At 68.9% G+C, this 13,642-nt stretch carries 13 protein-coding genes; 8 read left to right on the top strand and 5 right to left on the bottom strand.

Annotated features, from left to right (window positions below; translation table 11 throughout):
- Positions 1–10 precede the first annotated feature (10 nt).
- The 8 genes from U5817_RS24030 (at position 11) to U5817_RS23995 (ending at position 9,237) form a co-directional block, all read left to right on the top strand.
- Positions 11–985 (top strand): peptidase U32 family protein, encoded by a 975-nt coding sequence (locus tag U5817_RS24030; RefSeq protein WP_407279085.1) that lies wholly within the window; start codon positions 11–13, stop codon positions 983–985.
- Positions 986–1,013: 28 nt separating this feature from the next.
- A complete protein-coding gene (locus U5817_RS24025; RefSeq protein WP_407279084.1) occupies positions 1,014–1,961 on the top strand; it encodes a peptidase U32 family protein in 948 nt (315 codons plus the stop codon).
- Positions 1,958–2,917 carry a peptidase U32 family protein gene (locus U5817_RS24020; protein ID WP_407279083.1) on the top strand — a complete coding sequence of 320 codons (960 nt, stop codon included), beginning with the start codon at positions 1,958–1,960 and terminating at the stop codon, positions 2,915–2,917. The genes U5817_RS24025 and U5817_RS24020 overlap by 4 nt, the downstream gene beginning before the upstream one ends.
- A gap of 131 nt (positions 2,918–3,048) precedes the next feature.
- Positions 3,049–3,978 (top strand): ABC transporter substrate-binding protein, encoded by a 930-nt coding sequence (locus tag U5817_RS24015; RefSeq protein ID WP_407279082.1) that lies wholly within the window; start codon positions 3,049–3,051, stop codon positions 3,976–3,978.
- Between the two features lie 5 nt (positions 3,979–3,983).
- Positions 3,984–4,964 (top strand): peptidase U32 family protein, encoded by a 981-nt coding sequence (locus U5817_RS24010; RefSeq protein WP_407279081.1) that lies wholly within the window; start codon positions 3,984–3,986, stop codon positions 4,962–4,964.
- A complete protein-coding gene (locus U5817_RS24005) occupies positions 4,961–7,588 on the top strand; it encodes a PEP/pyruvate-binding domain-containing protein (protein ID WP_407279080.1) in 2,628 nt (875 codons plus the stop codon). Before U5817_RS24010 ends, U5817_RS24005 begins: the two co-directional genes overlap by 4 nt.
- Positions 7,533–8,387, top strand: coding sequence for an SDR family NAD(P)-dependent oxidoreductase (locus U5817_RS24000; protein ID WP_407279079.1), 855 nt, complete (start codon positions 7,533–7,535; stop codon positions 8,385–8,387). The genes U5817_RS24005 and U5817_RS24000 overlap by 56 nt, the downstream gene beginning before the upstream one ends.
- 4 nt (positions 8,388–8,391) lie before the next feature.
- A complete protein-coding gene (locus U5817_RS23995; protein WP_407279078.1) occupies positions 8,392–9,237 on the top strand; it encodes a fumarylacetoacetate hydrolase family protein in 846 nt (281 codons plus the stop codon).
- A 174-nt stretch (positions 9,238–9,411) separates the two neighbouring features.
- Here the strand turns inward: U5817_RS23995 and bla are convergent, their stop codons facing one another.
- The 5 genes from bla to U5817_RS23970 all read right to left on the bottom strand — a co-directional run bounded on the left by bla (position 9,412) and on the right by U5817_RS23970 (position 13,642).
- On the bottom strand, positions 9,412–10,272 hold the full coding sequence (gene bla, locus U5817_RS23990; protein ID WP_407281128.1) for a class A beta-lactamase: 861 nt from the start codon (positions 10,270–10,272) through the stop codon (positions 9,412–9,414).
- Between the two features lie 247 nt (positions 10,273–10,519).
- Complete coding sequence (locus tag U5817_RS23985) at positions 10,520–10,963, bottom strand: GFA family protein (protein ID WP_407279077.1); 444 nt, start codon at positions 10,961–10,963, stop codon at positions 10,520–10,522.
- 78 nt (positions 10,964–11,041) lie between these two features.
- Entirely contained in the window at positions 11,042–11,779 is a 738-nt protein-coding gene (locus tag U5817_RS23980; RefSeq protein WP_407279076.1) for an ABC transporter ATP-binding protein, read from the bottom strand.
- Positions 11,769–12,545, bottom strand: a complete 777-nt coding sequence (locus U5817_RS23975) for an ABC transporter ATP-binding protein (RefSeq protein ID WP_407279075.1) — start codon at positions 12,543–12,545, stop codon at positions 11,769–11,771. Before U5817_RS23975 ends, U5817_RS23980 begins: the two co-directional genes overlap by 11 nt.
- Entirely contained in the window at positions 12,542–13,642 is a 1,101-nt protein-coding gene (locus tag U5817_RS23970) for an ABC transporter permease subunit (RefSeq protein ID WP_407279074.1), read from the bottom strand. The genes U5817_RS23975 and U5817_RS23970 overlap by 4 nt, the downstream gene beginning before the upstream one ends.

Genomic DNA, 13,642 nt, shown 5'->3' with positions numbered 1-13,642 from the left:
AGACGTGAAGATGGTGATGATGATGGCCCCCGGCGGCACGCTGGAGATGGCGAAGACGGTGCTCGACGAGGGCGCGGACGCGGTGTACGTCGGCGTGGTCGGCTGGAGCCGGCGCGGTGCGCAGGACGAGCTCAACGACGACGAGATCCGCCACACGATCGACTACGCGCTCGCGCGCGGCAAGGAGGTGCGTGTGGTCGTGAACACGCTGCCGAGCTCGACCGAGCTGCCGATGTTCGTCGAGCGCGTCGAGCGCTATGCGGGCTGGGGCGCGCAGGGCTTCATGATCAGCGACCTCGGCGCGATGCGGCTGGTGAAGGAGCGCCTGCCGCACGTGAACGTGCATACCAGCGTCGGTTGCGGCATCACCAACTACGAGGACGTGCGCTTCCTGCGCGAACTCGGCGCGGACTACGTCGTTCTGCCGTATCGCCTGTCGGTGGAGGAGATCCGCCAGATCAAGGGCGCGGGCAAGGTCGGCATCGAGGTCTTCCTGTTCAAGACCCCCTCGGGCGGCAAGATCTGTCCGGGGAAATGCAACATGAGCAGCTATTTCAGCTTCCGCCGCTGGCTCGACACCGAGGGCAAGGACCACTTCTTCGGCTCGGCCTCGCGCGGCGGCGACTGCCTGCGGGTGTGCCAGACGGAGTGGAACTTCAACGTCGACGACATCGATTACCGCATGCCGATGACGATCAAGACCAACCCGGCGCTGTGGCTGGAGGAGCTGCCGGACTACCTCGCCGCCGGCGTCGACTGCCTGAAGGTGCCCGGGCGCGACCGTTCGGCGGTGCTCGTGCGCGACATCGTGCGCGTATATCGGCGCGCGGTCGACACGATCCTCGAATCGGACCGCCCGGATCTTTCCGTATTCGCGTCCGAGCTCGAGATCCTGCGCGGGCGCTGGATGACCGAGCGCGCCAAGCGCGACAACCGCCTGCTGCGCCAGGCGATCGACGAATCCCGGCGCGTCGCCGCCGCTTAAGCCAATACCCCCTGCGAGGAGACCACACATGTTCGAACTATCCACCGACGTCGGCAACCTGAAGGAACTGCGCGAGGGCGATTTCTCGGCCTACGACGCGATCTACCTCGGCGATTTCTCCTGCCCCGAGTATCCGAACAACTTCAGCTCGCACGCGGAGCTGCTCGAAGCCGGGTTGCAGCACGTCCATGCGAACGGCCAGAAGGCCTACCTGCGTCTCTATGCAGTGCCCGGCAACGACGATCTCGACTGGGTCGGCGACGTCATCGACACCGCACTCCAGCTGCCCTTCGACGCGCTGGAGGTGCATAACCTCGGCGTGCTGCGCATGCTGCGCGAGCGCGGCTGCACGGCGCCGATCCACCTTGGGGTGTTCGGCAACCTGTACACGCACGAGACCGCGAAGGTGCTCAAGGACCACGGCGTGACGCGGGTGTATCCCAACCCGGAACTGTCGCTCGACGAGGTACGCTACATCGCCGAGCACGCCGACATCGAGGTGCTGGTGCCGGTGCACGGCAAGATCCCGCTGGTGATCTCGGAGACCTGCTTCATCCTCGAGCACAGCGAGGAGGGTGCCGAGGGCGGCTGCGGCGAGGGCAGCTGTTCCTACCAATGCACGCAGGAGCACTGGCTCAAGCGCGGCCGCGACGACGGCAGCCGCGCCGACTGGTCGCTCAAGGACACCGGGCGCATGACGCTGTCGGGCAAGGACCTGTGCATGGTCGAGCATGGCGAGCGGCTTGCGGGCATGGGCTTGAAGCACTTCTACGTGCATAACAAGGGCGAGGCGCCGGGCTATGCGGCGGCCGTCGGGCACATCTATCGCGACGCGCTGGCGCGTGCCTTCGCCGGCGAGGCCGTGGGGGATTTCGCGCCGGCGCTGGATACGCTCGCCGGCCTCGCGCGCGAAGGCCTGTGCAACGGCTATTACTTCGAAGGCGCGGGCCAGCGCTACATCGGACGCGACAGATGATCGCCAGGCTGCTCGCCCCGGCCGGTTCGCTCGAGATGGCGCACGCGGCGGTCGACCAGGGCGCCGACATCCTCTACGTCGGCCCGCTCGGTTTCTCGCGCCGGCCCTACGAATCCGAGATGAGCGACGACGCGATCCGCGAGGCCGCCGCCTACGCGCGCAGCCGTGGCGCGGAGCTGCGGGTCGTGCTCAACACCTTCCCGACGCCCTACGACTTCGACCGCTTCGTCGACAAGGCGCTGCGCTATGCAGCCGACGGCGCCTCGGGTTTCATCGTCACCGACATCGGCCTGCTCCGCGCGCTGCGCCGCGAGATCCCGGACACGGTGCTGCATGTGAGCATCGGCAGCGGCATCAGCAACCTCGCCGATGCCGCCTTCTACCGCGACGCCGGCGCCGACGTGATCATCCTGCCCTACCGCTGGGACGTTGCCGAGATCGAATCCGTGCGCCGCGCGAGCGACATCGGGCTGGAGACCTTCCTGTTCGAGACGGTGCAGACCGGCAAGCTGTGCCCCGGCAAATGCATCATGAGCAGCTACCTGCGCTTTCGCGACTGGAAGGAGGTCGAGGGCAGTCGCGACTTCCACGGCAGCGCGAACCGCGGCGCGAAGGAGTGCTACCGCGTGTGCCAGGCCAACTGGGAATTCGGCGCGGTGGGGGGCGATCCTGTCGAGATCAAGCTGCGCCGCGACGCGCGCCTGATGCTCGCTCAGCTGCCGGCCTTCGTCGCGGCCGGCGTCAGCTGCTTCAAGCTCTCCGGGCGCGAACGGCCGGTCGGCATGATCCGCGACCTCGTGCGCTTCTACCGCCGCGCGATCGACGAGGTCGCCGACGGCGCGACCGATCTCGGCCACCACGCCGCCGAGCTCGCCGAACTGCGCGGGCGCTGGGTGCGCGAAAAGGCGAAGCGTGTCGATACCCTGATGGATCGGGCGGCGAGCTATGTGGCCTGAGCCGGCATTTGCGGCCGACCACGTAGGGCGGGAGGAGCCGCAGGCGTATCCCGCCACGCGGCGATCGGATTGGCGGGATGCGCTGCGCTCCTCCCGCCCTACGGTGCGCGGTATTCTCGGCGGGGTGTCGGATGTCCGCTGTTAGCACCCTGCCCACCCTGCGCGCGGCCTTCGAAGCCACCGGCAGCGGCGCGTGGCTGATGCGCGCGATCGTCGCCTGCGGCCTCGACGAGGCCAACGGCTATCGCCTCGCGCTGCAACTGGGCGACGACCGCATGCGCGGCGAACGCCACGCGACCGAGGCGCGGCTGATCGACGGCGAGGTCGAGCTCATCGACACCGACTGGCTGTCGCTCGCGCGCCATCGCGCCGCCGGCCTGCCGCTGGTCGCGGCCGCCCCGTACGGCGCGATCTTCGGCGGTCTCGTCGCCCCGCGCGGTGGCGCGCTGCGCAGCCTCGCGGACCTGCCGGGCAAGCGCATCGGCCTCGTCCATGCGCAGGACAAGAACTGGCTGTTGCTGCGCGCCGCGTGCCGGCTGCGCCACGGCTTCGATCCGGCGGAGGTGTCGCATTGCATCGCTGCCGGCTCGAAGAGCGCCCTGCACGACGCCCTGTGCGGCGGCGGGCTCGATGCGGCGCTGCTGTACTGGCACCAGGTGCCCGGACTCGTCGCGGGCGGAGCCTTCCGGGAGGTCTGCGACCTGGCCGGGCTGCTCGCGACCTTTCCCGTTCCGCGGCCGCAGGTGCCGACGAGTTTCTTCGTGTGTCACGAGGACTTGCCGCGCTCGGCGCCTGCCCTGCTGCAGGGCTTCGCACGCTCGGTGAGCGCCGCGGCGGCCCGCCTGCGCGCGGATCCCGGCCTGTGGTCGCGCGTTTCCGGCGTGCCCGTGGGCAGCTGGGCCGGTGCAGCGCTGCGCCGCAAGTGGCTCGCGCGCGTCGGCCTCGCGTGGGCGCCGGAGATGGCCGCGCGGCTGCAGGAGCTCGCCGACCTGATGGCGCCGCCCGGCGCTCCCCGACATGCACTGCCGGCCGGCTGCCTCGCCGCCGGCCTCCTTCTGTGAGGTGAATGATGACGATCCTGATGGCCCCCGGTGGCAGCCTCGAAATGGCCTATGCGTCGCTCGCGCGCGGCGCCGATTCGGTCTATGTCGGCCCGCGCGGCTGGAGCCGCCGCCCCGCCACCGACGAGCTCGATGACGGCGCGATCGCGGAACTGGCCGCCGAGGCCGCCCGCGACGGCAAGGACGTGCGCGTCGCGATCAACGTGATGCCGGCGCCCGACGAGGTCGGCCTGTTCCTCGACCGTGTCGCGAGCTTCGCGAAGATCGGCGTCAGCGGTGTGATGGTCTGCGACCCCGGCCTGATCCCGCTGGTGCGCCGCGCGCATCCCGCGCTCGACATCCACGTCAGCGTCACCGCCGGCGTGTTCAACGTCGAGGACGTGCGCTTCTACGATGAGCTGGGGGCCGACTACGTCGTGCTGCCCTACCGCTGGGGTGTGGACGAGGCGGCGCAGATCCGCGCCGCGAGCCCGATGAAGCTCGAAGCCTTCCTGTTCCAGAACCCGCACCGCGGCCGCATCTGCCCTGGGCGCTGCTATTCGAGCAGCTACTTCCACGTGAAGCACCTGCGCGGCGACGACGACAAGGATCTCTACCTTGGCTCCGCGGCGCGTGGCGGGAGCTGCTACCGCATCTGCCGCGGCGAGTGGTCGCTCACCGCCGGCGAGCGCCGCCATCCCGATTCGCCGCGCCTGAAGAGCAGCCCCGAGCTGCTGCTGTGGGAAGTTCCGGAATACGTCGCGATGGGCGTCGAGCGCTTCAAGATCCCGGGGCGGGAACGCTCCGCGCCGCTCGTCGCGGATATCGTCGGCTTCTACCGGCGCGTGCTCGACGCGGCGCTGCGTGGCGAGCGCGTCGAAGGCTTCGCGCCGGAATGGCTGGAACTCAAGGACCGCTGGAGCGGGGAGCGCGACAACCGCGACGATTCCCGCATCCGCGGCGCGGAGCGGGCGGGCCGCGCGCTCCATGCCGGAGTTGCGGCGTGAGTAAGGAGGAGGGCGCCCCGACGGCGTCCGCCTGGATCCGCGACCTCGCCGCGCTCACGCCGGCCGACGCCCGTGCGGTTGGCAACAAGGCGCTGCGCCAGGGCCTGCTGCTCGCAGCCGGCTTCCCCGTGAGCGCCGGCTTCTGCGTCACCGCGGCGGCCGTCGCGGCCTGGCGCGCGGGCGGGCCTGCCCGCGAGGACGTGCGCGCCGCGTTGCTGGCGGCCTATCGCGACCTCGGTGGGCGCGTAGCGGTGCGCAGCTCGGCGATCGAGGAGGATGGCGAGGGCGCGAGCTACGCCGGCGTCTACGCCACCGAACTGGGCGTGCACGGCGAGGCGGCGCTGCTCGCCGCGCTGGAACGCTGCATTGCGTCATGGGCGGAACCGGCCGCAATCGAGTACCGCGCCCGGCTTGGTCACGCCGATGCGGCGCTGGCGGTGCTCGTGCAGCGCCTCGTGCCGGCCGTCGCCGCCGGCATCGCCTACACGCGCGCGCCGCTCGACCCGAAGCGCCGCGAGGTGCACGTCGATGCCGTATGGGGGCTGGCGGAACCGCTCGCCGCGGGCAGCCATGTCGGCGACAGCTTCGTTCTGTCCCACGCCGGCCGCCTGCTGAGGAAGCGCATCGGCCACAAGCGCGAGGCGCTCGCTGTTGATGGAACGCATGCGGTGCGCCCGCAGCGCGCCCGCGCCGCCTGCCTGACACCCGCCGAGGCACGCGAAGTCGCCCGGCTCGCGCTGCGCGCGGAGGCCTTCTTCGGCGGACCGCAGGATGTCGAATTCGCCGTCGACCTGTGCGGCGTGTGGCTGCTGCAGGCACGCCCGCTCGTCGCCGCGAGCACGGCAGGCGGTGGCGGGCTGGAACAATATCTTGCCCGCGAGCGGCGGCGCCTCGGGCGCAAGTTCACCAACCTGCGCCGGCGCGGCGTGCTGCATGGCAGCGAGCTGGTGCTCAGCAACGGCAACGTCGGCGAACTGCTGCCGACACCGACGGGGATGAGTTTCGGCCTGTTCCGCGACATCTTCGCCGGCCGTCGCGGCGCGATCGTCACCGGGCGCCGCCGGCTCGGCTATCGCTTCGATCCGCGCTGCGTCGATCACCTGTACGAGCTCGTCGCCGGACAGCTGTGCTTCAACCTCGAAGTCGACGCCGCCACCTTCGTCGACGGCGCGGAGCCCCCCGTCGACGACTATCTCGCCCGTGTCGCCGCCGACCCCTCGCTCGCCAACTATCCCGAAGTGCGCCTGTACGGCCGGCTGCCTGCCGACGCGCCGGCCGCTGCGGCGCGGGCGGGCTTCGGGCGGGCCATGCGCGCAGCGGCCCGCGACTACCTCTCCCGCTACGAAACGCAGGTCGAGCCGCGCCTTGGCGTTCCCGCTGCGCTCGCCGACGCCGTCACGGCCGGCGATCCCCGCCGTGTCGTTGCCGCCGTGTCGGAGCTCGTGCGCTTCCTGCGCACCGGGCCCTGCGTCGAATTCGTGATCGCCGCGCGGCTCGGATTTCATTTCGCGACCGAAGTCCGCCACACGCTCGAAGCCCGTTTCGGAACGGACAGCGAAGCGCTGTGCGCGCGTCTGTTGTCCGGACTGTCCGGTAGCCTGATCACGCGCCAGGCGCTGTGGCTGGAAGAGGTCGCCGAGGGGCGCCGCAGCCGCGCGGACTACCTCGCCGCCTACGGCCACTGCGCCGACAACGAACTCGAACTCGCCGAGGCGCGCCTGGCCGAAGACCCCGGCCGCCTCGACGAGCTGCTCGCGAACCTGCGCGCGAGCGGCCGCCTGCCGGCGGCGGAGTTCGCGCACCAGCAGGCGGTGCGTCGCACGGCCGAGGCGGAACTCGCCCGGCGGCTCGCTGCAGCCGGCGCCGACGATGCCGCGCGCGCGGCCCTCTTCGAGGCGCTCGCCTTCGCGCAGCATTTCCTGCCGCTGCGCGAGACGATCAAGCACCACTACACCGTCGTCCATGCCCTTGTCCGCCGTGCCGCGCTGCGCCTCGGCGCGCACCTCGGCTGGCCCGACGAACTGATCTTCCATCTCCACTCGCGCGAACTGCCCGCCGCGCTGCGCGACCCCTCGGCCTTGCGCCGGCGCGCCGAACGCCGTGCCGCCGAGCACGCGCTGGCGCGTCTCGCCGCACGCCTCCACTGTGTTCCGGCTGTCGTGTTCGGCTCGCGCCTCGATGCCATCGGCGTGCCCACGACCCGCGCCGGTGATGGGGAAGGCGCAAGCGCCTGGAGCGGCACGCCGCTGTCGCCCGGCAAGGTCTGCGGCGTCGCGCGCGTCTTTGCCCCCGGCGAGCCGGTGCCGACCGAAGGCTGGCGTGGTGACGAGATCCTCGTCCTGCGCGCCGCCAACCTCGGCGTCACGCCCTTGTTCCGCATCGTCGCGGGGCTCGTCGTCGAAGTCGGCGGGCTCCTCGCCCACAGCGCCTGCCAGGCGCGCGAAGCCGGCATCCCCGCGGTCGCGCTGCCCGACGCGACGCGCCTGATCGCCGGCGGTGAGCGTGTCGTCCTCGACGGCGCCAGCGGGCGCATCGCCCTGCTCGAATCCGCCCTCGGAGACCTTGCCGATGAATCCGTCCACAATCCCGCCGCACCACTCGCCACCCACCTCGCCACGGTTTGACCTCGACGGCCGCATCGCGCTGGTCACCGGCGCCGGCGCCAACGGCGGCATCGGCCACGCCCTCGCACTGGGCCTCGCGCGTGCCGGCGCCCGCGTGGCGATCGCCGACATCGACGCCGACGGCCTCGCGCAGACCGCACGCGAACTTGCCGACTTCGGCCCCGCACCGTTTGCGCGCCTCGCCGACATCGCGATCGCCGACGAAGTCGAGGCCGTGTTCGCCGGCATCGACCGGGAGCTGGGCCGACTCGACATCCTCGTCAACGTCCCTTTCGCCTTCCCCTCCCGCGTGCGTCCGCACGAACTCGCCGCCGCCGATTGGGACCGCATGCTCGCCGTGAACCTCACCGGCTACTTCCTGTGCTGCCAGGCCGCGCTGCGCCGCATGCTGCCGGCGGGGCAGGGCAGCATCATCAACATCGGCTCCAACGCCGGCGAAAGCGCCCTCGGCCGCGGCGCACTGCCCTACGGCTGCACCAAGGCGGCGGTACACCAGATGACGCGTGAACTCGCCGTCGAATACGCGGGCGCCGGCATTCGCGTGAACGCCATTCTGCCCGCGCAGACCCTCACGCCGGGCCTGCGCGCGCACCTCGAAACGCCGCGCTTCCGCGATCACGTGCTGCCGCGCATCCTCGCCGGCCTGCCGCAGGGGTGGCTGCTCGATCCCGAGGACTACGTCGGCCCGGCCGTCTTCCTCGCCTCCGATGCCGCGCGTGCCGTCAATGGCGTGCTCCTGCCCGTCGACGGCGGCAACCTCGCGATGAACGCCGGCGGCAGCCACACCTGGCCGGCCTGAGCCCGTGAAACTCGTCCGCTACGGCTCGCGCGGCCGCGAACGGCCCGGCCTGATCGATGCCAACGGCGTGCTGCGCGACCTCTCCACCCACGTCCCCGACATCGACGGCGCCGCGCTCGCCCCGGCGCGCCTCGCCGCGCTGCGCCGCCTTGACCCAAGGGCGCTGCCCGCCGTGTCCGGTCGCCCGCGCCTGGGCGTGCCCGTCGCCGGCGTCGGCAAGATCGTCGCCGCCGGCCTCAACTACCGCGCCCATGCCGCTGGCGGCCACACCCTTCCGTCCGAACCCATCCTGTTCCTGAAAGCGCCGTCCTCGCTGTGCGGCGCACGCGACGCCGTGCGCCTGCCGCCCGGCGCCACCCGCGGCGATTGGGAAGTCGAACTCGCGCTGGTGATCGGCCGTCGCGCGCGCCGGGTGTCACCTGCACGCGCGCTCGAGCACGTTGCCGGCTACTGCATCGCCAACGACGTATCGGAACGGCATTTCCAGTTCGAGCGCGGCCCCACCTGGGACAAGGGCAAGAGCTGCGACACCTTCTGCCCGCTCGGTCCGTGGCTAGTTACCCGCGACGAAGTGCCAGACCCGCAGGCGCTGGACCTGTGGCTAACTCTCGACGGCGAGACGATGCAGGCGGCAAACACCGCCGACATGCTGTTCACCTGCGCCGAACTCGTGGCCTGCGCGAGCCGCTTCATGACCCTCCACCCCGGCGATGTGCTCCTCACCGGCACGCCGCCCGGCAGCGGCTTCCTCCGCTCCCCGGCGCGCTACCTGTGCCACGGTGACACGATGCGCCTGGGTATCGCCGGGCTGGGGGAGCAATGTTCGCGGGTGATCACGCTGAACGCCTGACGACGCATTCGTCGCGGAGAAAACAAGGGCAGAGCCGCGGAAGCCGCGCGCGGGAACGCCGATTTCTGGATGGCAGCAGACGACCCTAATCGGTCAGATGATGTTTTCATCATCAATAGCCGTATTCAGATCCCATAGCTGCCGTTGGCCCTTGTCGTCTGCAAGTTTGCAACATCAAGGAGCGACCGTATCCTTCAGCACCACTCCTATTCTTGCAATCGCCTGATTGCTGGCCTGCATGGACGCTTTGGTTTGCGTGATATAGATGGCAACCACAAATGGCTGCTTCGATGGCGGCCAGATCACTGCGACGATCGAGCGGGAACCGTAACCTCCCGCACCTGTCTTGTCAGCAATCTTCCAGTCAGATGGCAGTGAGGCACGCAGGAGCGCACCGGCGACCTGATCGTCCAGCATCCATTGCGTCAGCTCGGATCGGGATGAGACTGACAACCCGTCGCCAAGAAGTATCTTTCTCAGACTACTGACGATGGCGTTGGGAGTGGTGGTGTCACGCACGTCGCCCGGCGTACCTTCGTTCAACTCGGGTTCTTTGCGATCAAGCCGGGTTTGTTCATCGCCGATAGACCGCATGTACGCGTTGAATTCAGTTGCTCCTCCAATGGTATCAAAGACGACGTTCGCGGCGGTGTTATCGCTATAGCTCACCGCTGCCTGACAAAGCTTGCCCAGGGTAACGGTTTCGGGTGACAGCGACTTCTCCATAATCGGCGAATAGGTGACCAGCATTTCCTTGCTGATCGATACGGATTGATCCAGAGAAAGGGCCTTTCCATCGACCTTCGCGAGCAAAGCTGCGCAGGAAAACGTCTTGTGCGTACTGTTCAATGGAAACCGCTCATCGCCCCGATAGTTCCAGGTCGTTCCTGTGTTCACGTCAAACAAAGTCATGCCGACTCGGGCCTGCAAGGCACTCTCTTCGGCCTGGACGGCTTGGATCAGCTTCGTGGTGTCTAGGGCGAAAACGGGGGCAGGAATAAACGAGGCAACGATACATGCAAGCACGATGCCTATCCCGGCCGCAACTTTGTTTCTCAATGTAGATTTCTCCACGGAAAGAACGTACAGGCCAAGAGTTAGCCGACACCAGAACCCAAGTGTCCGGTTTCTAACGGGGCATCAGCCGCTCATGCGGCTCGATCTTATCAGCCCGCAAGGTCCGCTCCTGGCCGCCTTCAGCCCATCCGCGCCGCGCGAGAATTGGCGCCGCCTTGCCACATTCCATGTGACCGATGCCGTCACCCATTTCCGTCGGTCCGCCTTACCCCGGACTGCCGTTCGCTCCAATCGTCACATCCCCGAACCACACCGTCTTCCAGCGCGCGACCTTGTCGTCCGCGTCCAGGGTCCGCGGCGACACCGGCGTCGCGTCGGGAAAGCCCGGATCGCCCTCGATGACGCGGCTATTCACCGTAGCATAGAGGCGGGCGCCCTCCGCGTAGGTCACGGCGACGAGCACGCCGCAGTTTCTGCACAGCAGGAAGTCCGCCCGTCCATCCCCTTGTCGGTAGCGTCCGAGGGCGGTCGGGTCGCGGACCTCGATGTGCAGGCGTCCGGCCGGGTCCGAAACGTAGGCGGCGCCGTGCTTGCGGCAGTAGTCACAGTCGCAGGCGCGTGGAGGGTAAGTCGCCGCGGGGCTGGGCAGTTCGATGTCGAGGCGGAGCTTGCCGCAATGGCAAGCTCCCTTCAGCTTGGATGGGGGCATAGCGGACTCCCGCGGAAAAGAAAACGGGCGCCGAGCTTCGCGCCCGGCGCCCGTTCGGCGCTGCGTGGGTTGGCCGCGTCAGGCCGCTTCTTCGCCCAGATACGCCGCGCGCACCTTGGGATTGGTCAGCAACTCCGCGCCCGAGCCGGTCAGCGTGATCTTGCCCGATTCCATCACGTAGGCGCGCTGCGAGAACTCCAGCGCGAGGTTGGCGTTCTGCTCGACCAGCAGCACCGTCACGCCTTCCTTGGCGACTGACTGCACGACCTCGAAGATCTTCTCCACCACCAGCGGCGCGAGGCCCATCGACGGTTCGTCGAGCAGCAGCAGCTTGGGGCGCGACAGCAGTGCACGGCCGATCGCGACCATCTGCTGCTCGCCGCCCGACAGCGTGCCGGCGACCTGTGCGAGGCGCTCCTTCACGCGGGGCAGCATCGTGTAGACGCGCTCCAGATCCTGCTCGATGGCGGCCGCGTCGTTGCGCGTGTAGGCGCCCATGCGCAGATTCTCCTCCACCGTCAGGCGCGTGAAGATGCCGCGGCCTTCCGGCACCAGCGCGATGCCGCGACGCAGGCGCTTGTGCGCCGGCAGCACGTGGACCTTCTCGCCCTCGTAGTGGATCTCGCCGCCGGCGATCTTCAGGCTGCCCGCGATCGCGTTCAGCGTGGTGGTCTTGCCGGCGCCGTTGGCACCGATCAGGCTCACCAGTTCGCCGCGGTACAGCTCCAGGTCGATGCCCTTGACGGCCTTGATGCCGCCGTACGCGACCTGCATGCCGGAGAGCTGCAGCAGGGGGGAGATGGGATTAGTGTGCATGCTTGTGGCCTCCGCCCAGGTAGGCGCCGATCACGGCTTCGTTCTTCTGCACCTCGGCCGGCACGTCCTCGGCGATCTTGCGCCCGAAATCGAGCACGGCGACGCGGTCGCACAGGCCCATCACGAGCTTCACGTCGTGCTCGATCAGCAGCACGGTGATGCCGTCGCCGCGGATCTGCTCGATGAGGTTCTTGAGCTGGACCGTTTCGGTCGCGTTCATGCCAGCGGCCGGTTCGTCCAACGCCAGCAGCTGCGGCTCGGTCGCCAGTGCGCGCGCGATCTCCAGGCGACGCTGGTCGCCGTAGGAGAGGTTCTTCGCCGTCGCGGTCGCAAAACGCTCGATGCCGACGTACCTGAGCAGCTCGTAGGCGCGTTCGGTGGTCAGGCGTTCCTCTTCGACGGTGTGCTTGTTCTGCGTGAGGATGCCCCACACGCCCGCGGTCGTGCGGATGTGGTGGCCGGCCATCACGTTCTCGAGCGCCGAGAGCTCGCGGAAGAGGCGGATGTTCTGGAAGGTGCGTGCGATGCCCTGTGCCACCACGAGATGCGGCTTGCCCGAGGGCAGGGGCGTGCCGTTGAACACGAACTCGCCGCCGTCGGGCGTGTAGGCGCCCGTCAGCACGTTGAAGAAGGTCGTCTTGCCTGCGCCGTTGGGGCCGATCAGGCCATACACCTCGCCCTTGCGGATCGTCAGCGACACGTCCGAGAGCGCCTGCAGGCCGCCGAAGCGCTTGCCGATGTTGCGGGCTTCGAGCAGGGTGATCATTCGGTCACCCCCTTGTTCTTCAGGTGGCGGATGTGGGAGTACTTGGCATTGGCCGGGATCAGGCCGGCGGGGCGGAGCAGCATCATCAGGATCATCGCGAGCGACAGCAGCAGCATGCGGAGCACTTCGGGGTCGAGGATCACATGGCCGAACAGCGCGTTCTGCACCGGGGCGGCGATGTGGCGAAGTATTTCGGGCAGCGCGGACAGGATGATCGCGCCGACGATCGCACCGGCGATGTTGCCCATGCCGCCGAACACCACCATCGTCAGCACCGCGATCGACTCCATCAGCGAGAACGACTCGGGCGACACGAAGCCCTGGAAGGTGCCGAACAGCACGCCCGACACGCCGCCGAAGGTCGCGCCGAGCGAGAACGCCAGCAGCTTCATGTTGCGCGTGTTGATGCCGATCGCCTTGGCGGCGAGCTCGTCGTCGCGCATGGCCGCCCACGCGCGGCCCACGCGCGAGATCTGCAGGCGCTGGATGAAGATGATCGAGCCGACCACGCACGCGAGGAAGAAGTAGTAATAGAGGAACAGCGAGTTGATCGACAACTCCTCGGTGACCTGGATGTTGCGCGACAGGTCCCAGCCGAACAGCACGATCGGGTCGAGCGCGTTGATCCCCTGCGGCCCGTTCGTGATGTTGATCGGGTAGTTCAGGTTGTTCATGAAGATGCGCACGATCTCGCCGAAGCCCAGCGTCACGATCGCGAGGTAGTCCCCTCGCAATCGCAAGACCGGGAAGCCCAGCGTGATGCCCGCCATCGCCGCGAAGAAGGCCGCCAGCGGCAGCACGATCCAGATCGGCATGTGCAGGTCGAAGTGCGGCGACGCGAGGAAGGCCGCGGTGTAGGCGCCCACCGCGTAGAACGCGATGTAGCCGAGGTCGAGCAGGCCGGCGAAGCCGACGACGAGGTTCAGGCCCAGCGCGAGCAGGATGTAGAGCAGCGCGAAGTCCAGCACGCGCACCCAGGTGCGGCCGAACATCATCGCCACCAGCGGCGCGCCGATCGCGATCGCGATCACGAGCCAGCGCGCGGCCTGCGGGTTGCGTTTGCCCAGCCAGGGAACGGCCAGTGCGAGTTCGTTCAT

Origin of the sequence: Aromatoleum evansii, from assembly GCF_045689615.1 — a bacterium.
Lineage (GTDB): Bacteria > Pseudomonadota > Gammaproteobacteria > Burkholderiales > Rhodocyclaceae > Aromatoleum > Aromatoleum evansii.
Note: the sequence above shows the minus strand (reverse complement) of the source record. Positions and strands in the feature narration are given on the sequence as shown.